The sequence below is a fragment of the Mesorhizobium sp. M0088 genome (assembly GCF_040322895.1).
Taxonomy (GTDB): Bacteria; Pseudomonadota; Alphaproteobacteria; order Rhizobiales; family Rhizobiaceae; genus Mesorhizobium.
Window position 1 is genome coordinate 326,645 of record NZ_JAMYUI010000002.1, and the last position, 22,939, is coordinate 349,583.

The following is a 22,939-nucleotide window of genomic DNA, read 5'->3' on the forward strand; positions in this document are numbered from 1 at the left end:
GAGAATGAGAACACTCAAGACACCAATGATCGCCGCGTTCGCTGCCGCTGCCATCACTGCACAGACGTTGGCCGCCACAGCTGCGGAACTCAATATCCTCACCTGGGAGGGCTACGCGGCCGACAAGTTCATCTCCAAGTTCCAGACCGAATCCGGATGCAAGGTGACGGCTTCCTATGTCGGCTCGAATGACGACTTCGCGGCCAAGCTGGCGGCCGGTGGCGGTGTTTACGACATCATCACACCATCCCTCGACACCGTGCCGATGATGCGGCTTGCGGGCTTTGTACAGGGGATCGACACGGCCAAGGTCCAAGGCCATGACAGCATCTATCCGGAATTCTCAAAAAACAGTGACTTCGTGGCGGACGGTGCAACCTGGGCCGTGCCCCTCGTCTGGGGGTCGGTGTCACTGATCTACAGGCCTGACAAGTTCACTTCCAAACCGGACTCGATCTCGGTTCTCTTCGACCCGGCGTACAAGGGCAAGATTTCGTTGTGGGACGACAAGTCGGCGATCTACTGGACCGCACGCTATCTCGGCTACAACAACGTCTTCGACCTGTCCGACGAGCAATTGGACGCCGTCAAGGCGAAGCTGATCGAACAAAAGCCACTGATCCGCAAATACTGGGCGTCGGCCGGCGAATTGACCGAGTTGATGGCCAACCAGGAGGTGTACGTCTCCAACGCCTGGACCGGGCTTACGAGCAAGGACGTCAACAACCTCAAGAAGGGCTTCGAGGTCGTCGAGTTCACGCCGAAGGAAAAGGCCGAGGGCTGGATGGACTCAATGATGCTGGTCAAGGACACGCCCAACCAGGACTGCGCCTATAAGTTCATGTCCTTCATGCAGTCTGCGGACGGCCAATGCGGCATCGCCGAGTCCACAGGCTACTTCCCGGTCAATCCGAAGGCTGTGGAAAGCTGCATGAGCGACGAGCTCAAGAAGGAGCGCCAGGTCAACAATATCGAGTTCGTCAAGAGCCTCGTAATGTGGCAGCAGCCGAAACGTCTCGACAAGTATCTGGAAGTCTGGAACGCCGTGAAGGCAGCCCCCTGATCGAGCCGACGGCGTGGCCCACCGCGGCCACGCTCGCCACTTGAAACAATAGAAAGTCTGGGGAACCAATGACTTCCAAATCGATCGTGGCGCTTGAAGGCGTTGCGAAAACCTATGGCGCCTTCACCGCCCTGCATCCGACCGACCTCGCCATCGCGGAAGGCGAGTTCGTCACGCTGCTCGGCCCTTCCGGTTGCGGCAAGACGACGACCCTGAGGCTGATCGGAGGCTTTGAACAGGCGAGCGCCGGCCGCATCTTGATCGCCGGCCAGGATGTCACTGAGCGCGCGCCCTATCATCGTCCCGTCAACACGGTTTTCCAGGACTATGCGCTGTTCCCGAACATGAGCGTGTCCGACAACATCGGCTATGGGCTCTCCGTCAAATCGAACAATGTCCCCAAGGCGGAGCGGGCAAAGCGTGTCGGCGAAGCCGTGACTTTGGTAGGCTTGGAGGGGATGGCGCATCGCCGCCCCGGTGAACTGTCGGGTGGCCAACGTCAGCGCGTCGCGATGGCGAGGGCAATCGTGCGCCGGCCACGTGTGCTGCTGCTGGACGAGCCGCTTTCGGCTCTCGACGTCAAGCTGCGCGAGGGCATGCAAGTCGAACTCAAGCGTCTTCACCGCGAGCTTGGCATCACCTTCCTTATGGTAACCCATGACCAGACCGAGGCGCTCGCGCTTTCCGATCGCATCGTCGTCATGAACCAGGGGCGCATCTCCCAGATCGGCTCCCCGATCGAACTCTATGACAATCCGGCAAATCCCTACGTGGCGGATTTCATCGGCGGAGCCAACCTCGTCCCGGCCGAGCTGATCGGACGCGACGGCGACACGGCCGCGTTTCGCATCGGTAATGGCATCGTGGTGCGGTCCCGTCGGGCGGCCGCGGTGCGTGAGCCTGGCGGAAAGATCACCCTCGGAGTTCGACCGGAGCGCTTTCTCACCGCGACGTCGGGAGCTCCCAATTCGCTCGAATGCGTGATCAGGGAAAGCCTCTTTCATGGGGACCGCCTGCGTCTCGAACTGGCCCTGGGCGGAACCGCCATGCCTCTCTTCGCCGAGCTGCCCCGGACGGCGATTTCATCTCCATCGGGGGTTGAACCTGGCAGCCACATTACCCTGCTGGTCGACCCGGACGACGTTTTGGTCTTCAGCAAGGGGGAAGACCAAGAATGATGTTGACGCGCCGCACGCTTGCAAGCTTCCTTGCCCTGTTCTCGCTGCCGCTGGCATGGGTTCTGCTCCTTCTTGTCGTTCCCTATGCCATCATGGTTTCTGTCGGCTTCTGGACCCGGCAATTTCCTCTCTTCCATCCGGATTTTCAGTTCGGCAACTACGTCCAGATCTTCTCCGACCCGCAATACACGACTGTGATTGTGAGGACGCTGAAGATCGCGACGTTCGTCACCTTGGGCGCCGTCATCCTGGGGTATCCGCTTGCTTATTTCCTGGTGTTCACCGTGAGATCGGCAGCGCTTCGCAATCTTCTCTACATGTCGGTAATCGTGCCGCTTTGGGTGTCGTACCTGCTGCGCGCCTACACATGGAAGATTATCCTCGGCACTGACGGGGCGCTGAACTCGCTGCTGGTTTCGGCTGGCATCGTCGATGCCCCACTCGACATCTTTCTCTACAATCAGACCGCCATGGTGATCACGCTGGTCTACATCTTCGTGCCTTTCATGGTGATGCCGCTGTTTGCGGTCCTGGACAACATTCCAAGACGTCTGATCGAGGCGTCGGAGGATCTGGGCGTCGGTCCCTTCATGACCTTCTGGAAGGTGATCTTTCCGCTTTCTCTCGGCGGCGTCATCGCTGGCGCCACGATGACGTTTTGCCTGGCCTTCGGCGACTTCGTTGCCCCTGTTCTCGTGGGCGGTCCCGATGGAACGATGGTTGCCAACTTGCTGCAGACGCAGTTCGGGACGGCCCTCAACTGGCCGCTCGGATCCGCGCTGGCCACCGTGGTCCTGGCCCTTGTTTTGGTCCTTCTGCAGCTTTCGATGCGGCTTGACCGTGCCGGTCGCGTCGATCTGGCATGAGGAGGCCGACATGAATGCATTAAGATGGTGGCAAAAGGGCATGGTGGGCGTCAGCCTCGCGGTGCTCGCCTTTCTCTACCTGCCGATCGTGATCCTGGTCGTCTTTTCCTTCAACGACAGCAAGGTCACGTCCTTTCCCCTGGCTGGCTTCACGCTTCACTGGTACGAGGCGTTCCTCTCCAACGAACAGATGCTGCGCGCGCTGTCAAACAGCCTCGTGGTCGCCTCGTTCGCGACGGCGCTCAGCGTCGTCATCGGCGTGACCGCCGCGCTCGCGCTCGACCGCTACGAGTTCCCCGGCAAGCGGCTTTTTCAGAACGCGATCCTGCTGCCCCTCAGCCTTCCAGGCATCGTTACCGGCATCGCTATGCTGAACTTCTACAAGCAGATCGGTATCCCACAAAGCCTGACGGCGGTGGTCATCGGTCATGCCACGGCACTGCTCGGCGTCGTCGTTTCACAAGTGATGGCGCGCCTCTCAAAGCTCAATCGCCGCCAGCTCGAGGCGTCCGCCGACCTCGGGGCCACCTCGGTCGAGACCTTCCGACGCGTGACGCTTCCGGCCATCGGCAGCTCGATCTTCGGCTCCGCGCTGCTGTGCTTCACGCTGTCCTTCGACGAGATACCCGTCACCTATTTCCTGACCGGGCGCGAGGTTACGCTGCCAATCTACATCTATTCGACGCTTCGGCGCGGCATCACACCCGAGATCAACGCCGTCGGAACAGTGATCGTCGCTGTGTCCTTCGTCCTCATCATCCTCTCGGTCACGCTGCTGCGCGACCGCCGTGAATCATAATCCATTGAAGGGAGATCAGCATGGATGCCTCGACCTATACCCACGACTTCTGGCGGACCAAGGCCGGGTCGCTTAAATTCCGCACGCAGCACTTCATCGATGGCGCCTATGTTGGCTCCGTCGATGGACGAACCTTCCCGACTATCAACCCGGCGACGGGCGACACGATCGCGGAAGTCGCCCGCGGCGGCGAGGCCGAGATCGACCGTGCGGTGATCGCGGCTCGCAAGGCATTCAAGTCCGGTGTGTGGTCGCGCATGGACCCGCGCGGCCGGATGGCGGTACTCGAGAAATTCTCTGTCCTCATCGGATCCAATGCCGAGGAGTTCGCGATCCTTGACAGTCTCGACATGGGCAAACCCGTGATGGACATGATGAACATCGACATCCCCGGATCCGTCATGTCCCTGAAGTTCTTCTCCGAAACGATCGACAAAATCGAAGGCGCGGTGACCGCGACGACGGCCAGCGCGTTGCACTACATCCTCAGGCAGCCCCTGGGCGTGGTCGGCTTGATCGTGCCCTGGAATTATCCCTTGATGATGGCGGCTTGGAAGCTCGGCCCGGCTCTGGCGACCGGTAACTCCGTCGTTCTGAAGCCGGCCGAACAGTCCCCATTGTCCGCGAACCTGCTTGCGGAACTTTTCATCGAAGCGGGTGGTCCTGCAGGCGTTCTCAATGTGGTCCACGGTCTTGGCGAGGAAGCGGGAAGGGCGCTCGCACTTCACAACGACGTCGACAAGATCGGCTTCACGGGCTCCACGGAAGTCGGCAAACTGCTGATGATCTACTCTGGACAGTCGAACATGAAGCGGGTCACCACCGAGTGCGGCGGCAAGACCCCGCAAATCATCCTCGGGGACTTCGACGATCTGGACACCGCCGTTACCTATGCCGTCAACGGTATCTATGGCAACCAGGGCGAGGTCTGCAACGCCGGATCGCGCATCCTGGTCGACAGGAGCATCCATGACGATTTCGTCGAGCGCTTTGCGGCCCGCACCAGGCAGAGCTTCTTGCTTGGTGATCCGCTCGACCCATCGACCACCATTGGGCCGCTCGTCACCGCCTCGCACCAGAAGCGCGTGCTAAGCTACATCGACATCGGCCGGCAGGAAGGAGCTTCGCTGAGGTTCGGCGGGGGTACGCTGCCGTCCGCGCCGTCGGGAGCCTATGTCGAGCCGACGCTGTTCACGGGCGTCAACAACAACATGCGGATCGCTCGCGAGGAAATATTCGGGCCCGTAGCGACCATCATTCCCGTAGACGGGGCCGAGGATGCAATCGCAATCGCCAACGATTCCATCTATGGCCTGGCGGCATCCATTTGGACACGCGACCTCTCGAAAGCCCACACTTTCGCTCGTGACATCGAGGCCGGCGTTGTTTGGGTCAACTGCTTCGACCATGGCGATATGACCTCGATCTGGGGTGGTTACAAGCAGACAGGCAACGGGCGCGACAAGTGCCTTGAGGCGCTATCACAGTACACGCAGACCAAGTCGGTGTGGGTGAATCTCGGCGGCTGATACCTTGGAAGGCCGTCGAGCCCTGCGGGCCCCGGCGGCTCTCTTCTCGCCTTGCGTTGATGTGGCGTCCTTCCAATCGCGCGAGAGGTAGCGTCCTTCAACAAGGCCAATCCGCGATCCGAGATATTCTTCCTGACCTTGCCCTGCATCGAGGACGCACATTTGCCGCGCTTCCGCCATGCCGGCGAGGAGATCCTGCTGATGCTGGAGGGGCATCCGCTTCGACTATGCCGGAACCGAGATGATCCTGGGGCCCGGAGACTGTATCCAGTTCGAATCGACGTTCGAGCACAATGGCGTCGCCATCGACGGCAAGGAGGCCAAGGCCTTCGTGGTGATTACACCTGAAAGAGAGACCTAGCAGCCTCCAAACTTAACCGATCGGGTCGTCAACTCACTGTGGGTGAGGAATTTGACCTGGGCGCCACTCGCAGCGTTGCTTGACAACCTGCTTTAGCCGCCTGCTTCCCTCGCGAAGGGAGGCGGGCGAGCCTGCGATGGTCAGTCGCTGGAAGGAACCTTTCGGCGTTTGGCCTGAACCACACATGGCCGGACGTCTTGTGGGGCCATGTCTGCGGCGGGCGAGAGATCCGAGATGTGATCCGGCAGGCGCAGCCAGAGAGGCATGCCTCCTCTCGGGACCTGGAACGTTACACGATCTCCAAGTTCAGCCTGCAACGCACCCACAAGGGCATGGCGGCCCTTCGCGGTGCCGCCCCCGTCGCCCGCCACTCGCGCGTTCAATCAGGGCCGGGCGCGCGGCATTGAGATGACAACTTCCAGCCTGGCGCGGAGAGCACCGCCAAAGCGGCAGCCTGCTCGTCCAAGCCGCATCTTGCATAGGGATTGACGCAGGCCAATCCGAGTGCTTATATTCTCAATATTCAATAATGATTCTCAATAATCGAGAACACGCGAATGGGACAAGCGCCTTCAGCCATGGTTCACCACCCGATGCATGTCGGCATGACCGGCATATCCAAAACCTATGATGGCCATAACTTCGTGGTCCGCGATCTCAACCTTGACATCGCGAAGGGCGAATTCCTCACACTTCTCGGGCCTTCGGGCTCGGGCAAGACGACGACCTTGATGATGCTCGCCGGCTTCGAATATCCCTCAGGCGGTGAAATCACGCTGGACGGGCGGCCGATTCAGGACAAGCCGCCGGAAAAACGGAACATCGGCATGGTGTTTCAGAACTATGCCCTCTTCCCGCATATGACGGTCGCCGAGAATGTTGGCTATTCGTTGCGGGTGCGCGGCTCCTCCAGGCAGCAGATCGCCACGCGCGTCGGCGAAGCGCTGGCGATGGTCCAACTTTCGGACCTGGCGCAGCGCAAGCCCACGGCCTTGTCGGGCGGTCAGCAACAAAGGGTCGCGCTTGCCCGAGCGCTTGTCTTCGAACCCAGCCTGGTGCTGATGGATGAGCCGCTCGGCGCCCTGGACAAGAAGCTGCGCGAGGACTTGCAGCTCGAAATCCGCCGCATCGCCGATCGGCTTGACCTGACAGTCGTCTACGTGACGCACGATCAGCACGAAGCGCTGACGATGTCCGACCGGATCGCCATTTTCAACGACGGGCGCATCCAGCAAATCGGTTCGGCGCAAGATATCTACGGCCACCCCGCGAGTCGCTTCGTGGCGGAGTTCGTTGGCGACAACAACTGCCTTGACGCGAAAGTCGTCTCGATCGAAGGCGACCTGGCGCGCGCAAGGCTCGCCGGCGGCCAGGAAATTTGGGCGCGCAGCAGCGTTCACACGAAGGTTGATCAACGAGCGACGATCGCCATCAGGCCGGAGAGCGTCCGCATTACCGGACAAAGCCGCGCCGGGACGCTTAGTGGGCAAGTCAGCGACATCATTTACTGCGGCGACCAGTTCCGGATCCACGTCGAACTGCCGGGCGGGGAACGGTTGATTGCGAAGAGTTCATCATCGTTGGGCGTCCAGATGGAGATGGGCAGCCCTGTCCTTCTCGACTGGGAGCCGCACGATGCCTGGGCGCTTGACGGCAGATAACACAACCGAACATCCAGAGAGGAAGTTACATGTTACGAGCGAATTCGTTCCAGCATTCATGCCTTGTTGGGCTTGTCCTGACCGCAGCGAGTTTTCCAGCCCTGGCAGACGGACTGACCGTCGTGTCCTGGGGTGGTGCCCTACAGGAGGCACAGACAAAGGCTTTCCTCGAACCATACGCGAAGGCGAAGAACCTCACCGTCACCCAGGACACCTGGAGCGGTGAACTGGCCAAGCTGCGTGCCATGGTCGATAGCGGCAATGTCGCATGGGACGTCATCGACGTCGATCCGCAAACAGGGGCGACCGCTTGCGACCAGGGCTTGCTTGAAAAAATTGGCGGTGATGCGGCCTTCAAGGCCGCTGGCCTTGTGGATGGTGCTCTGACTGAGTGCGCCGTGGGAACCAGCGTCTACGCCACGGTCCTGGCGTTCCAGAAGCAGGCATTCCCGACGGCGCCCACCAAACTGGCGGACATCTTTGACACCACCCACTTCCCAGGCAAACGCGGCTTTCGCAAGAGCCCGGTGGACACACTCGAAGTCGCGCTCATAGCGGATGGCGTCGCGCCATCGGACGTCTACAAGACACTTGCAACTCCGGCCGGTGTCGATCAAGCGTTCAAGAAGCTCGACACGATCAAAAAAGACATCGTCTGGTGGGAGGCTGGCGCACAACCGCCGCAGCTTCTCAAATCAGGCGAAGTCAAGTTGACCCTGGCCTGGAATGGCCGCATCGCCGACGCCAATACAAAGGAAAACGCCGATCTGGGGATCGCCTGGACCAATCAGATCCGTGGCTTTGATATGTGGGTTATCCCAACCGGCTCCAAGAACCTGGCAACTGCCAAGGACTTCGTCGCTTTCAGCGTCAAGCCAGACATCAACGCTGCCCTGAGCAATTACATCGCGTACGGGCCAACCGTAGAGGCAGCCAGCGCTCTGGTCGCCAAGGACGTGCTGCCGAACTTGCCGTCTGCCCCGCAAAACAGTGAGGGCGCCTTGGCCCAAGACGGATCTTTCTGGGCCAAGAACGGTGACGCGCTGAACGCCCGCTTCGCCAGCTGGATTTCCCAGTAAACCGAGTAGCGGGGAGTTGTTTGATGACACTACCGTACGGCGACGTTGGCTTGGTAATGACGCAGACCGATACCTCTGCGCCAAAGGTTGCGTCGCCGACGGCTCATGTCGTCGTTCGCTCGACGACCAGGAGGGACAACAATCGGAGGGTAGTCATGGCTGCTCTTCCAGCGGCGCCCCTCCTGATTTTCCTACTTCTGTTCCTGGTGATCCCGATAGGCTCAATTCTTCATACGGCGGTATCGGACGGAGAGATCGCCAGAGCGCTGCCGCTGACAACGCAGGCGCTGAAGGCCTGGGACGAAGATAACCTTCCGGCCCCTGCTCTCTACATGATGCTTGGACAGGAACTCGAAGCCCCAGGACATGCTGGGTCGGTGCGCCCGCTAGGTCGTCGGGTGGGCTACGAATTGTCCCGCGGGATGAACGTCATCCTTAACGCGCAGCGGACGCTTTCGGAGGATTTCGATCGTGCCGACCCGCAGGCTTGGAAGGCCCAATTGATCAAGGCAGACCCGGCGTGGGGCCAGAACGGTGTATGGAGCATCATCAAGCACTATGATAGCCGCTACAGCGCCTTTTATTTGCGCTGGGCGACGGGCTTTTGCGTAAAGATCGAAGCCGATGGTCGACCGTCGCAGGAAACGAGCTATGATTTCCGGTCAATCTATCTCAGGACGATCCTGATCAGCCTTGTCGTGACGGGCCTCACAATCGTTATTGGATACCCGGTCGCGTATGTCATAGCCAATTCCAGCGGGCGGACAGCGGCAGTCCTCTTGTTCTTCATTCTCCTGCCGTTCTGGACCTCGCTCCTCGTGCGGACAATGTCGTGGATCGTTTTCCTTCAGACCAACGGTGTTCTCAACAATGCACTCGCGGGAACGGGCCTAATATCCGAGCCACTGCCCCTTCTTTACACGCGCATGGCGACGATCATCGCCATGATCCAGATCCAACTCCCGTTCACCGTGTTGCCCATGATCAGCGTGATGCGGGCGATTCCGGCGAACCAGGTAAAGGCCGCCCGCAGCCTCGGCGCCGGCCCGCTGCTGGCACATGCGACGATTTTTCTGCCGCAAGCGGTTCCGGGCATTGCCGCCGGCGGACTTCTCACGTTCGTGCTATGCCTTGGCTTCTATTTAACGCCGGCATTGGTGGGTGGACCGTCCGATCAGATGGTGAGCTTCTTCATTGCCAGGTTTACCAATGAGGATCTGAATTGGGGGCTCGCTTCGGCGCTCAGCACCATCCTCATCTTCGGGGCAGGCCTCGTTGCTCTCCCGCGTGCGAGGCACGTCGCGCGTCACTCATCGGATCGGATATGAACATGGGGCACCGCGTCTATTCCGAGTTTCCGACTTACATTCGCATACCGCTCTATGTGTTTGTAGGGGTCGTTCTTCTGCTGCTGATGCTGCCGCTGGCGGTCGCTCTTCCGATCTCGTTCAATGCCGATCCCTGGTTCACCTACCCGTTCCGTGGATTATCTCTTCGCTGGTTCGCACAGCTCTTTTCCTCGCCCCAATGGACCGGGGCAATGGTCAACAGTCTGGTGATTGCGACTTCGACCACCGTCGTGGCGACGACCTTGGGTACGCTCGCAGCCATCGGGCTTGTCAATTCACGGTTCCCTTTCCGGACAGCCGTGATGGCGCTTGCCATCTCGCCGATGATCGTTCCCGTCGTCGTGCTGGGTCTCGGCCTGTTCATTTTCTTTTCGCCGCTCGGCCTCAACTATTCCTACGCTGGCGTCGTTGTTGCCCACACCATTCTGGGATCGCCCTTCGTTGTCATCACTGTCACGGCGACACTGACGCGCTTCGACTTTAACCTGATGCGGGCCGCGGCAGGTCTGGGCGCCGGCCGCGTGACGGCATTTCGAACCGTGATGCTTCCAATCATCGCGCCAGGCGTGGCTGCGGGGGCGGTCTTCGCCTTTGCCTCGTCATTCGACGAAGTGGTGATGGTGCTTTTCATTGCCGGACCTCAGCAGCGCACGCTTCCCAAGCAAATGTTCACGGGACTGCGTGAGCAACTCGATCCCACGATCCTCGCCGCAGCCGCGGTGATGATCATACTGACGAGTTGCCTGATGGCTGCAGTCTACAACGTCAACAAGAACAGGTAACTTGATGCTGCACATCATGTCGCAAGAGACCGGGACGATCGGGGCGGGGCAAGCCGGATTGTTCGCCGACGATTATCTTGAAGAGCCTTATTGGTGGTCGGCGGCGCCGCTGCCGGCAGCCGACGAGAACACGGAACCAGTCAGCCTTGGCGGCAGGGCTGATGTCGTCATCGTTGGCAGTGGCATTACCGGTCTGGTCGCCGCTCTGCATCTGGCCCGTGCGGGTTGTGACGTCGCCGTGGTCGATGCGCAGAGGATCGGCGAGGGCGCCGCACGCCGCAACGCCGGTTTCATTGGCCGCACGCTCAAGCGGTCCGTTGAATGGCTGGCGGCAAAATCCGGGCGCGACCACGCGGTGCGGGTCTATCGCGAGCTTGATACCGCTCTCCGCGGCGTCCAGGCCTTCGTCGAGCGCGAGCGCATCGATTGCCACTACCAGACCTGTGGCCGATTCATTGCCGCCAATTCGAAGGCTCATTTTCAAGCTTTGATTGGCGAACTCGAACAGACGCGGCAAGCCGTCGGGTTCGACTATTCCGTTGTCGAGAAGCAGGACGTCCGTACGGAGATCGCCTCCGACGGATACCATGGCGGCGCGGTCATTCCAGATCTCGGTTCGATTCATCCCGGGCTTTATCACGCAGGCCTTGTCCGCAAGGCGCTCGATGCCGGCGTCAGGCTGCACCCCCTCACGAATGTCTTGGGCGTCGCTCATGATACGAGTGGGAAGACCGTTCGAACGTCCAGGGGCGACATTACCGCCCGTCATGTCATTGTCGCCACCAATGGTTATACGAGCCGCAATCTGAAATGGCTTGCAAGGCGGGTCATTCCTTTTCGCGGCTTTGTTATTGCAACCGAGCTGTTGCCAGTGAAAACGATCGACAAGGTGATGCCGCGCCGCCGCACCTATCTCGACACCAGGATGAATATCGATTTTACTCGCCCGGCACCTGATTCAAGCCGCATTCTGTTTGGCGGCATGACTGGCACGGCGAGCCCGACGGCGACGCCGCTCGCAGGCACGCTGCGCGATCGCCTTGTGAGAATTCTGCCCGACCTTGAGGGCGTCCGCCTCAGTCGTGCCTGGACTGGGCACTGCGCGGGAACTTTCGATTTCATGCCCCATATTGGCGTCAAGGACGGGGTAAACTTCGCCCTCGGGTACAACTTTGCAGGCATTCCTCTTGGAACACATTTCGGGGAGAAGCTCGCTGCCCGCATTCTTCAACGGGGAGACATGTCTTCGGCCTTCGATATCGAAAAATTTCCGACGGCGCCATTCTTTAACGGCTCGCCGTGGTTCGTGCCCTTGGCTATGCGCTATTTCGACTGGCATGATGATCGAATCGCAAAAGGCTAGAGCGCATACATCATGGCAAAAACTCCGACGGGCAAACCGGCCACTGAAAAGCCTCTCGAGCGCTACGTGCGTATTCTTGAGATCGTCGCCGGCTTTCCCGGCGGTATCTCAGGAACCTCCGTGGGCGAGATGCTCGATCTGCCGAAAGCCTCGGCCTATAGGCTGATGAAGAGCTTGGCTGATGTTGAATTGATCGAGCAGAGCGGCCCGAGCGCGGCCAATTTCAAGCTCGGGCGGCGGTTGGAAAGACTGCTCTTTTCAGGTGCGAGCGACGACTGGTTCAAGGCCGTTGCGCGCCCGACGTTGCAAGAGCTCTCAGAAGAAACCGGCCAGGCCTGCTTCATCGCGCGACTGTCGGGCGACAGCGTTCGCAGCCTCGACATGGTTGCGCCCGGCAATCTGGTCAGGGCCTACATCGTCCCGGGGCACGAAATCCCAGCGCACGCCGGTGCCTCCGCCAAGGCGATCCTCGCCTTTCAGGATTCGAACTTCATCGCTTCGGTCCTCGACAAGCCGCTTAAGCGGTTCACGGCTGCGACCAAAGTCGACTTCGCCGTCCTCGTGGAAGAGCTGCAACTCGTGCGCAAAACCGGCGTGGCCTACTGCATCGGAGAAGATGTCGACGGATTTGCAGCGATTGCCGCACCGATCAGAATCGATGGGCAGCGAACGCAGCATAGCCTGTGCGTGACGGGCACGATCCAGGGAATTATCGACACCAACCGAGAAATCAACGTCGCAGTGGTCAAGCGCCTGGCGGAGAAACTATCCAAGGTCCTGGAGAAACAATTTCGGCATACGTTAAAAAGTACAGCCTGAATCCAGAAATACTTGTTTACGCGGCAGCGTTCGGTAGTAACCGACACGCTTTTGTGGCGTGTTCTATTGTAAACAAACCGCCTTCGCGCAACGTCTGTGAAAGTCTTCGCAAGAGATATCTGACGAATGTAATCAAGGGCGCTCGTTTTCAGAGAAATCAACGTGGAGCATTGAGATCTTGTGTTGACAGCAAGCGTCCGCCAGGTCTATTTTCTCGTTAATTGAATATTGGTATCGATTATCGAGAAAGGCAATCTTATGAGTGCGATCGACTGGCGGCAGGCCGCGTCAAATCTCAATCTCCGCAAACAGGCATTCATCGGCGGAAAATTTGTCGACGCGGTATCGGGTGGAGTGTTCGACGCGATCAATCCCGCCAATGGAACAACGCTTGCCCAGATAGCATCATGCGATGCGGCGGATGTCGACCTGGCGGTGCGCTCCGCACGCAACGCCTTCGACTCTGGTTCCTGGTCGCGGCGTTCGCCGAGCGAACGCAAGAAAGTGCTGCAGCGGTTCGCGGAGCTGATGCATCAACACGGCGATGAGCTCGCCCTGCTCGAGACCTTGAACATGGGCAAGCCGATCTCTGACGCACGCTCTGTCGACGTCCCGGCATCGGCCAATACGATCGCCTGGTACGCCGAGGCGATCGACAAGATCTACGACGAGATTGCTCCGACCGGCAGCGGTGCTCTGGGTATGATTACGCGTGAGCCTGTCGGCGTCGTGGCGGCCGTCGTCCCATGGAATTTTCCTTTGCTGATGGCGTGCTGGAAACTCGGGCCAGCGCTGGCAGCAGGCAACTCAGTCATTCTCAAGCCTGCCGAGCAGTCACCGCTCTCCGCGATCAGGCTTGCGGAACTCGCGGCGGAGGCCGGCATCCCGGATGGCGTGTTCAACGTCGTCACCGGCCTTGGAGAGATTGCGGGCAAGGCGCTCGGCGTGCACATGGATGTCGATGCGGTGACGTTCACCGGCTCCACAGAAGTCGGCAAGCTTTTCATGAGCTATTCTGCCCAGTCGAACATGAAGCGCGTCGCGCTCGAATGCGGCGGCAAGACCCCACATATCGTCATGGCCGATTGTGGTAACCTGGATGAAGCCGCAACGGCGGCGGCCTATGGCATCTTCTTCAATCAGGGCGAAGTCTGTAACGCCGGCTCGCGTCTTTTGGTCGACGCCAAGATCAAGGACGTTTTTCTCGACAAGGTGATCGCGGTAGGGAAAACCCTCACGGTTGGCGATCCTCTCGATCCCGCCACCAAACTTGGCGCGATGGTCAGTCAGGTCCAGATGGACCGCGTCCTCGATTACATCGATATCGGCTCCAAGGAAGGCGCGCAGCTCAGATCCGGCGGCAAGCGTGTCCTCAGCGAGACCGGCGGCTACTACATCGAGCCGACCGTTTTCGACAATGTCAGCAACAAGATGCGGATTGCACAGGAGGAGATTTTCGGCCCCGTCCTCGCCACCATCTCCTTTAGCGGGGCGGAGGAGGCGGTCGCGCTCGCCAACGACACCATCTATGGCCTCGCCGCCGCAGTATGGACCGACAACATCGACGTCGCGCTGTCCACCGCTCGCCGGCTGAGAGCGGGCTCTGTCTGGGTCAACAACTTCGATGAGAGCAACATTACGATGCCCTTTGGCGGGTACAAGCAATCGGGCTTCGGACGGGACAAATCGCTGCATGCGATCGACAAATACACCGAGCTAAAGGCAACCTGGATCAAGATCCGCGCCTAGCGATCGTCCTGGCTTCATCCCCTGACCGAGCACGCCCTTCCTCGTCCTTTGAGACGAGGGCACAGAAAGAGCCATGCATGCGCGATCCACGCTTCGACATCCTGTTCCAGCCAGTGCGGATCGGACCTGTTGTCGCTCGCAATCGATTCTACCAGGCGCCGCATTGCAACGGCATGGGCAATTTGCGACCCCAAGCCCATGCCGCGATGCGCGGTATCAAGGCCGAGGGCGGATGGGCGGTGGTCAACACCGAGCATTGTTCGGTTCATCCCTCTGGCGATCTTATGCCGGAGGTTCTGCAGATGCTGTGGGATGACGGCGACATTCCACCGCTGGCATTGATGGTCGAAGCGGTCCACGAGCACGGCTCGCTCGCCGGCGTGCAACTCGCCTATCCCGCCTACTACAATGCCAATCGCATGACCCGCGACGTGCCGCTCGGCCCGATGGACCGACCCGTCAGCGGACACCATCCGGTCCAGGTTCGCGCCATGGACAAGTCCGACATCAAGGCACTGCTGGGCTGGTGGAAGGCGGCCGCGCAGCGTGCGCGCAAGGCCGGCTTCGACATACTCAATGTCGACGGCAATTTTTCCACTATCGCCTTCCAGTTCATCTCCCCCCGCAATCAGCGCACCGACGAATATGGCGGCTCGCTGAAAAACCGGGTTCGCCTGCTCAAGGAATTGATCGAGGCGACGCGAGAGGGGGGCGGCGATGCCTGCGCGGTCAGCGTGCGCCTGATCATTGATGAGATGTTTGGTCCCGATGGCCTTCGCGCTGCGGAGGAAGGGATCGAGGCGATCAGTTTGCTCGCAGAACTGCCGGACCTGTGGGATCTCGTGGTGGGAACCTGGGCAGACGATTCGCCAACCTCGCGCTTCGCATCGGAGAACGACCACGAGCCGTTCATGACCGGGATCAAGGGTGTCACCACCAAGCCGGTCGTCGGTGTAGGGCGCTTCACCTCACCCGACACCATGGCAAGTCTGATCCGTCGTGGCGTGCTTGACATGATTGGCGCGGCGCGCCCATCGATCGCGGACCCCTTCCTGCCGAAGAAGATCGAGGAGGGACGTTACGAGGATATCCGCGAATGCATCGGTTGCAACATCTGCGTGTCGAGCCACTTTGCCATGACGAACCTGCGCTGCACGCAGAACCCGACCATGGGCGAGGAATGGCGCCGCGGCTGGCACCCCGAACGAATTTCCACCAGATCAAGCGATGCGACCGTGCTCGTGGTCGGCGGTGGGCCGGCGGGACTCGAATGCGCCCGGGCACTGGGTCAGCGCGGCTACCAGGTAACCTTGGCCGAGCGGCGGAGCCGTCTCGGTGGCCGCGTGACCCTCGAGGGCGAGCTGCCGGGCCTGCGGGAATGGCTGAGGGTTCGCGACTGGCGCGTCACCCAGCTCGACAAACTCACAAATGTCGGTGTCTACCTCGAAAGCGACCTCGGAGTGGCCGAAATTCTCGAATTTGATGCCGATGAGGTTGTGCTGGCGACAGGATCGCAATGGCGCGCCGATGGCGTGGGGCGCGCGGCGTTCAAGCCGCTTGCATTGTCGCCCAGCGTGCCCGTGTTCACACCGGACGACATCATGGGCGGCAATATCCCTTCAGGCCGCATCATCGTCTATGACGACGATCACTACTACATGGGCGCCGTGATCGCTGAAAAACTGGCGCTTGCCGGCAGCAACGTCACTTTGATCACACCGGCGGCCGACGTCTCCTCCTTCACCATCAACACGCTGGAAAATATCCGGACGGCCAAACGGCTATATGAGCGAGGCGTCAGGATGGTTATGCACATGGCTCTCATCGGCACGCATGAAGGCCAGGCCCTCTTCGTCGATGCGAGAACCGGGGCCACGGAGAATCGAGAGGCCGACGCCCTTGTTCTCGTCACGGCTAGGCTGCCGCGCAACGAACTCTTTGCCGCGCTGACCGAGCGTCTTGTCGAGGGCAAGGCAGGTCGCTTACGCCGCGTCTCACGCATCGGGGATTGCGAAGCCCCGGCCGCCATTTACGCCGCCGTCTACTCAGGCCACCGTTTTGCTCAAGAATTCGAGAACGGCGACCCGATGTTGCGTCGCGAGCGGATCAACCTTGCCACCTAGAACCAAGTGATGAGCGACCTCATGTCAGCACCAGCGACACCAAATTCCGAAAAGCTCTATGCCCGTGCCCGCGAGGTCATGCCTGGCGGAAACACGCGCACGACCGTCTATCGCAAACCGCATCAGATCTATGCCTGGCGCGGCGACGGCTGCCGGATCACCGATGTCGATTGCCATGTCCGGATCGACGCCTTGGGGAACTTCACCTCTCTGATCCATGGCTATGGCAATCGCCAAATCCTTGAGGCGGCCACACGGCAGCTTGAAGCCGGGACGTGTTTCGGCATGCCCACCGAGAGCGAGATCCGACTGTCGGAAATCCTGTGCGAACGTCTGCCGTCCGTCGAGCAGCTTCGCTACACCAATTCCGGCACTGAAGCGGTGATGAACGCAATCAAGGCCGCGCGCGCTTATACCGGCCGACCGAAGATCGCAAAATGCGAGGGCGCCTACCACGGGACCTACGATCCGGCCGAGACAAGCCAGGACGCCAGCCCCGCCACCTGGGGTGATATCGACAGGCCAGGATCCGTGCCGACCGCCAAGGGGACACCCCAAGGTGTGCTTGATGATGTCGTCGTCATTCCCTTCAACAACACGCCTGTAGCCGAGGCAATCCTTCGCGCCAGCGGCAACAGCCTCGCGGCCGTCCTCGTCGATGTCATGCCCAATCGCGCGGGCCTGATGCCGGCAAAGCCCGAATATCTGGCGATGCTGCGGCGGGTTACGCGCGAGCTTGGGGCGCTGCTGATCCTTGACGAGGTCATCACCTTTCGCCTTGGCTATCATGGTGCGCAGGGCCGGTTCGACATCGATCCGGATTTCACCACACTCGGCAAGATTATCGGTGGCGGCTTCGCGATCGGCGCCATCGGCGGCCGTGCGGAAGTGATGTCGGTGTTTGATCCGAGCAAGGGCCAGCCCGCGGTGCCGCATGGCGGCACCTTCAGTGCCAATCCCATGTCGATGTCTGCCGGGATAGCCGCTCTTGAAGAATTGACGCCTCCTGTATTCGAGAAGCTCGAGGCGCTCGGCGATCGCTTCGACGAGGGTATTCATGCGTGTTTCACCCGTCATGGAATCAAGGGACAGGTTACCGGCCTGGGCTCACTGCGCCGTGTCCACCTGACGGACGCACCGCTGAGCGACTACCGTTCCACTTTCGCCTCAGCAGATGGCGCCGCGCGGGTTTCGGCTCTCGCCAAGGCGTTGTTCAACGAAGGCGTGATCATTGCAGGCAATGGGTTGATGGCGTTCTCCACCGCCATGGACGATGCGGATATCGACGAAATAGTGCGGGCCTTCGACCGAGCATTGCCGTCTGTCGCATGATGACGGCGGCAGGGAAACCTGGGACAATTAAGGAGCGGCACGTGAAAAGGCAAAAGGTCACCGTGACCAACAAGTGGGGGGCCGCGATCGGCTATTCCCGGGCCGTCCGCGCCGGAAACATCATTGTTGTATCGGGCACTTCCGCCTCTGGACCCGATGGGGCTCTTCACCCCGGCGACGCGGAACGGCAAACCATCGTGGTTCTGGAGCGCATCGGCGCCGCGCTGCGCGAACTCAACGCCTCGATCGAGGATGTCGTCGAGACGCGCATTTTCTTGCGCAACATGAGCGATTGGGAAGCGGTCGGCAAAGCCCACGGCTCCGTCTTCGGCGACATTCGGCCGGCAACGACGATGGTGCAGGCGGGAGCCCTTATCGACGATGGCCTTCTCGTCGAGATCGCCGCCACTGCCATCCTCGCAAGCTAAGAGAGAAGCCTATGTCGAAGGACACCATCATCACCTGCGCTGTGACCGGTAGCCTGACAAGGCCGCAAGACAACGCAACTCTGCCGGTGACGCCGGAACAAATCGCTATCTCGGCCCTGGAGGCCGCCGAGGCAGGCGCGGCGATTCTGCATCTTCACGTTCGCCATCCCGACGGTCGGCCGTCGATGGAACTTGATCACTACCGCGAACTCGTTCGTTTGATCCGCACAAAGAATACGGAGGTCATCCTGAATATCACCACCGGACCTGGTGGCCGGTTCCAGCCCGGTGAGGAGGACCCAAAGATTGCCGGCCCCCGGACGAATTTCGTGACGGCCGAACGTCGCGTCGAGCACATTCGCGATCTGCGGCCCGACATCTGCACCTTGGACCTCAACACGATGACGTTCGGCAGCGAGGTCGTCATCAACACCCCGCCCAACGTCAAGAAGATGGCTGAGATCATCTACGACTGTGGAGTCCGGCCCGAGTTCGAGCTTTTCGACAGCGGAGACATCAATCTCCTCAACGACTTTCTCGCAAGCGGCGTGTTTCGCGGCCCGCCGCTCGTAAGCCTTGTGCTTGGTGTGAAGTACGGTTTCGCGACGACGCCGGAGACCATGATGTTCGCCCGCAACATGTTGCCCCGAGACGCCATCTGGACAGGCTTTGGCATCGGCCGCGCCGCTTACCCAATGCTCATGCAATCCTACCTGCTCGGCGGGCATGTGCGGATAGGCATGGAGGACACGATCCGGATGTCGCGGACTGAACTCGTGAAGAGCAATGCCGAGCTCGTCGAGAAAGCGAAATGGCTCCTGGAAAGGCTCGGCGCCACCATTGCCAGCCCGGCGTCAGCGCGCTCTCAGCTCGCATTGAAGGCTTAGCGTTCTGAAACGATGCCAATAACGGGAACAGGGAGGATCTAATATGAGGTCGAGATTTGCTTTTGTAGCGCTTGGGATCGCCACGGCGGCCATCACCATGTCTGCTGGTGACCTAAAGGCGTCACCGATTTCGGTCCAGGATGTGACTTCTACTGCAACGCTGCAGCTTCGCTCCAACGACGACTTTGTTTCCTCAAGTTCATCGAGCGCAGCCAAGCCGTTCAGCGGGCATCTGGCTTTTGCCGAGGCAAGGATGGTGAGCGGCGATAAGCTTGCACCGGTGAATGGCAAGGACCTGCATGCATTTCCTGCTTTCGAAGTCAGTTTCACGACAGTCGGAAGCACTCTGGTACCCTCGTCCCAAGACATCCTGGGTGACTTCAAACCGATGGGAGGCGGGACTTATTGGCAGATATTGGTGCAGCCTGGAAAAGTGTGGTCGGAGCCGAGTGATCCACCGGGCTGGACGCGCGCGTCGTTCCCACTTGCACTTATGAATCCGGTGGAAGGCGGCGAGAGCCATAATGGCGTTGCTTTGTTCATGTACAAGGATGCGGATGTCACGCCTTTGCATGTTCAAATAACCACCGGAACGACGCCCTTCCAGGCGGGCTCGGTTTTCAAGGCGGCAGCAACGTCTGTTTCCACGATGAAACCGATCTCGGCAGAGGACGTCCATTCCATTGAACAGGCCTTCAGCCTGCGAGAGGCCAGCCGCCTGCCGGTAAAATCCTGGGACAGCCTGCCGGTCAGCCTTAGCATAGCTCAAAGCGCTGAGTTCGGCGGCCGCATGCGAGATGACTGGAAGCTTGCGACCGCGGTTTTTGTGCATGGAACCATCTACATGAAAGGTTGCCAAACATCGGAGGGTCCGCTGCCTTACTGCGACAGGCAACGCTTCGGCGTGTGGTCGGCGACAAAATCCGCGGTTACGCGCATGGCCATGCTTCGTATGGCCGCCAAATATGGCGATCAGATCTTCACGACGAAGATCGACGATCTGCTACCCGAAGCAAAACGCTTTCCGGCGTGGAAACACATCACCTTAGGCAGTGCCCTCAATATGGCGACCGGTGTCGGAAACGGCGCTGGGAAGCCAGAAGCGAATATCGGTGACGAGCCTTACGATGATTCATACATGGCATTTTACAACGACGGCGATTTCGCATCGAAACTTGAGAAAGCACTCGCACGCCCCCGATCCTACGGGTGGGGCGTCGACAAATTTGTTCGCTACAGGGACGAGGATTACTTCGTCCTCGGCGCGGCTTTAGACAGTCTACTTAAGGATAAGCAAGGCGCCGACAAAGACATCACTTCGATGTTGAGGCACGAAGTTTATCAAAAGATCAAGGTCTATGACTTACCGGTCGCGACGACATTCGGTGCAAAAAAACAGCCACTTGCGTTCGAGGGATTGTACGCAACCATCGACGACCTTGTTAAAATTGCCAAGCTGTTTAAAGACGGTGGCGCGGTCGCGGGCGACCAACTCCTTAGCCCTCAGAAGACCCAAGAAGGCTTGACCAACCATAAGAAGTGGGGATTGCCGACCGGCCGGCCGAGAGGCTCGGGCGAGAGATACTTTAGTTCTTTTTGGATCGACGACTTCTCGTTTGATGGATGCGACGGAAATTTTGCGCGCTTCATGGGTTATGGGGGGCAAATCGTGGCTATGCTCCCCAACAACCTGATTGCTGTCCGGCTTTCATCGGCAACAACAGACGACGAGACCGTGAGTGACTTTTCTGGCTTAGTCCAGGCGTCGAATGCTATCGAAAAAATCTGCAACAACTGACAAGTGTGGCGGGCAGGCGCTCAGCGCCCTGCCTTGAACGAGCGCTCCGTGCAGCGGTGATGTTGTTGGCTTCCACTAGATCGTCTCCTTGACTGCGATATCACACCCTTCTGCGGCCAGGCCCAAAGCGAATCCCGGACGATCCCACGGGAGCCGCCAGTAACAAGGCCGACTTTGGCAGTCACATTGTCCATGATGCTCTCCTATGCTGCGAACCGCTCGGGCGGGTTCATGACACGCTCCACCAGCATGTCCTCGGTAATTTCCTCCGCGGCAAAGTCACCGGTCACCTCGCCGCGGTAGATGGTGACGATCCTATGGCTCAGGCCTATGATCTCTGGCATTTCGGAAGAAATGAGGATCACAGCGAGACCACTTTCGGCGAGTTCGCCAATCAGGGCGTGAACTTCTGCCTTGGCATTGACGTCGATGCCCCTGGTGGGTTCGTCGAGGATCAGGAGCTTGGGCGCCGTCGCCATCCATTTCGCGAGGACGATCTTTTGCTGGTTTCCGCCACTCAATGTGCCGACAAGGGTCTTTGGGGTGGACACCTTGATCCCGAGACGCTCCTTATACTTTTGGAAGATCGACTGTTCCGCGCCCGTATTCAGAAAGCCGAAACGCGCCAGTCGGCGCAACAAGGCCATGCTGGTATTGTCACGCGCGCCCAATCCCAGGACAAGGCCCTGTTCCTTGCGGTCTTCCGGTACGAATCCGATGCCAATCCGGACGGCATCTTTCGGGGAGCTAATTCGTTGTGCGCGGCCGTACCATGACAATTGGCCCGACGTGACCTTGCGCAAGCCGAAGACCGCCTCCATGAGTTCGGAGCGACCTGCCCCTACGAGCCCGTACAGCCCAACGACCTCGCCAGCACGAATGCTGAAGTTGACGTTCTTGGCGGCGTCGCCGACGCCGAACCCCTCAAGGCGCAGGACTTCCTCGCCAAACCGGGGCTGCGCCCTATGGAAGTAGCTGTCGACTGGACGGCCGATCATGAGCCGCGTGATTTCGCGCTCCGTGATTTGCCCCCCCGACAGAGTACCGGTAACCTTGCCATCGCGCAGCACTGTCACCCGGTCGGCGACCGTCAGCACTTCTCTCATCTTGTGTGAAATGTAGACGACGCCCACGCCGCGTTTCTTCAGGCGGTCGATCGTGGCGAAGAGCGCCTCGGCCTCTTGGTTCGTCAGCGCGCCTGTTGGTTCGTCGAAAATGACGACGGAGCAATTGAATGCCGTAGCCCTGGCGATTTCGACCATCTGCTGGCGCGCAAGCGACAGGTTTCCCACGATGGCGCGCGGAGCGAGATCGTAGCCGCAATCCTGAAGCACGCGCCCAGCATCTCTGTAGAGCGTCTTCGTATCGACGCGGCCACCGCGCAATGTCGGTAAGTTGCCGAGGAAGATGTTTTCCGCCACGCTCAATTCCGGAACGAGCGAGATCTCCTGATGAATGAGAAGGATGCCTCGCCGTTTGGCGTCCATGGGATTGGCGAAGGTCACGATCTCGCCGTGGTGACGTATTGTCCCACAGTTCGGTGGAGAACTTCCCGCCATGACGCGCATGAGCGTGCTTTTGCCAGCGCCGTTTTCGCCGCAAAGCGCGTGCACTTCGCCCGGCAGTACATCGAAGGTTACGTCCGCAAGCGCGATCACTCCAGGAAAGGTCTTGCCTACGCCTTCGAGTGCAATGATCGGGCCGTTTCGTGCATCGGATGCAGAGTGCGGCGGTGTCGATGCGCTCGACATGCCGGAGTTTTTCGTCATCGAT

General features: G+C 59.8%; 19 protein-coding genes. 18 read left to right on the top strand and 1 reads right to left on the bottom strand.

Going from position 1 to position 22,939, the window contains the following annotated elements; all coding sequences use genetic code 11:
• Positions 1 to 4: 4 nt before the first annotated feature.
• The 18 genes from NKJ67_RS04220 to NKJ67_RS04300 all read left to right on the top strand — a co-directional run bounded on the left by NKJ67_RS04220 (position 5) and on the right by NKJ67_RS04300 (position 21,166).
• Entirely contained in the window at positions 5 to 1,063 is a 1,059-nt protein-coding gene (locus NKJ67_RS04220; protein WP_352441611.1) for an ABC transporter substrate-binding protein, read from the top strand.
• Positions 1,064 to 1,131: 68 nt separating this feature from the next.
• On the top strand, positions 1,132 to 2,241 hold the full coding sequence (locus NKJ67_RS04225; protein WP_352580614.1) for an ABC transporter ATP-binding protein: 1,110 nt from the start codon (positions 1,132 to 1,134) through the stop codon (positions 2,239 to 2,241).
• On the top strand, positions 2,238 to 3,107 hold the full coding sequence (locus NKJ67_RS04230) for an ABC transporter permease (protein ID WP_352441613.1): 870 nt from the start codon (positions 2,238 to 2,240) through the stop codon (positions 3,105 to 3,107). The genes NKJ67_RS04225 and NKJ67_RS04230 overlap by 4 nt, the downstream gene beginning before the upstream one ends.
• Before the next feature lie 10 nt (positions 3,108 to 3,117).
• A complete protein-coding gene (locus tag NKJ67_RS04235; protein WP_352441614.1) occupies positions 3,118 to 3,906 on the top strand; it encodes an ABC transporter permease in 789 nt (262 codons plus the stop codon).
• Positions 3,907 to 3,926: 20 nt separating this feature from the next.
• The gene (locus NKJ67_RS04240) at positions 3,927 to 5,435 is read left to right on the top strand and encodes an aldehyde dehydrogenase (RefSeq protein WP_352580615.1); all 1,509 of its coding nucleotides are present in this window, start codon (positions 3,927 to 3,929) and stop codon (positions 5,433 to 5,435) included.
• 241 nt (positions 5,436 to 5,676) lie between these two features.
• On the top strand, positions 5,677 to 5,796 hold the full coding sequence (locus NKJ67_RS35115; protein ID WP_502905171.1) for a cupin domain-containing protein: 120 nt from the start codon (positions 5,677 to 5,679) through the stop codon (positions 5,794 to 5,796).
• A 605-nt stretch (positions 5,797 to 6,401) separates the two neighbouring features.
• Positions 6,402 to 7,457, top strand: coding sequence for an ABC transporter ATP-binding protein (locus tag NKJ67_RS04245; RefSeq protein ID WP_352441617.1), 1,056 nt, complete (start codon positions 6,402 to 6,404; stop codon positions 7,455 to 7,457).
• Between the two features lie 29 nt (positions 7,458 to 7,486).
• A complete protein-coding gene (locus NKJ67_RS04250; RefSeq protein ID WP_352441618.1) occupies positions 7,487 to 8,536 on the top strand; it encodes an ABC transporter substrate-binding protein in 1,050 nt (349 codons plus the stop codon).
• A 155-nt stretch (positions 8,537 to 8,691) separates the two neighbouring features.
• Positions 8,692 to 9,864 (top strand): ABC transporter permease, encoded by a 1,173-nt coding sequence (locus tag NKJ67_RS04255; RefSeq protein ID WP_352580617.1) that lies wholly within the window; start codon positions 8,692 to 8,694, stop codon positions 9,862 to 9,864.
• 2 nt (positions 9,865 to 9,866) lie between these two features.
• Complete coding sequence (locus NKJ67_RS04260; RefSeq protein WP_502905174.1) at positions 9,867 to 10,667, top strand: ABC transporter permease; 801 nt, start codon at positions 9,867 to 9,869, stop codon at positions 10,665 to 10,667.
• Between the two features lie 4 nt (positions 10,668 to 10,671).
• Entirely contained in the window at positions 10,672 to 12,030 is a 1,359-nt protein-coding gene (locus NKJ67_RS04265) for an NAD(P)/FAD-dependent oxidoreductase (protein ID WP_352580619.1), read from the top strand.
• 12 nt (positions 12,031 to 12,042) lie between these two features.
• Entirely contained in the window at positions 12,043 to 12,849 is an 807-nt protein-coding gene (locus NKJ67_RS04270) for an IclR family transcriptional regulator (protein WP_352441622.1), read from the top strand.
• Positions 12,850 to 13,107: 258 nt separating this feature from the next.
• Positions 13,108 to 14,598 carry an aldehyde dehydrogenase gene (locus NKJ67_RS04275; RefSeq protein ID WP_352580620.1) on the top strand — a complete coding sequence of 497 codons (1,491 nt, stop codon included), beginning with the start codon at positions 13,108 to 13,110 and terminating at the stop codon, positions 14,596 to 14,598.
• A 77-nt stretch (positions 14,599 to 14,675) separates the two neighbouring features.
• On the top strand, positions 14,676 to 16,721 hold the full coding sequence (locus NKJ67_RS04280; RefSeq protein WP_352580621.1) for an oxidoreductase: 2,046 nt from the start codon (positions 14,676 to 14,678) through the stop codon (positions 16,719 to 16,721).
• Positions 16,722 to 16,730: 9 nt separating this feature from the next.
• Positions 16,731 to 18,053: an aspartate aminotransferase family protein gene (locus NKJ67_RS04285; protein ID WP_352580622.1), complete on the top strand. Its 1,323-nt coding sequence runs from the start codon at positions 16,731 to 16,733 to the stop codon at positions 18,051 to 18,053.
• Between the two features lie 41 nt (positions 18,054 to 18,094).
• Positions 18,095 to 18,481, top strand: coding sequence for a RidA family protein (locus NKJ67_RS04290; RefSeq protein ID WP_352441626.1), 387 nt, complete (start codon positions 18,095 to 18,097; stop codon positions 18,479 to 18,481).
• Between the two features lie 11 nt (positions 18,482 to 18,492).
• The gene (locus tag NKJ67_RS04295; RefSeq protein WP_352441627.1) at positions 18,493 to 19,368 is read left to right on the top strand and encodes a beta-keto acid cleavage family enzyme; all 876 of its coding nucleotides are present in this window, start codon (positions 18,493 to 18,495) and stop codon (positions 19,366 to 19,368) included.
• A 43-nt stretch (positions 19,369 to 19,411) separates the two neighbouring features.
• Positions 19,412 to 21,166 carry a serine hydrolase domain-containing protein gene (locus tag NKJ67_RS04300; RefSeq protein WP_352580623.1) on the top strand — a complete coding sequence of 585 codons (1,755 nt, stop codon included), beginning with the start codon at positions 19,412 to 19,414 and terminating at the stop codon, positions 21,164 to 21,166.
• A gap of 203 nt (positions 21,167 to 21,369) precedes the next feature.
• Here NKJ67_RS04300 and NKJ67_RS04305 read toward each other — a convergent pair whose 3' ends face one another.
• Positions 21,370 to 22,935 (bottom strand): sugar ABC transporter ATP-binding protein, encoded by a 1,566-nt coding sequence (locus NKJ67_RS04305; RefSeq protein WP_352580624.1) that lies wholly within the window; start codon positions 22,933 to 22,935, stop codon positions 21,370 to 21,372.
• Between the last annotated feature and the right edge of the window lie 4 nt (positions 22,936 to 22,939).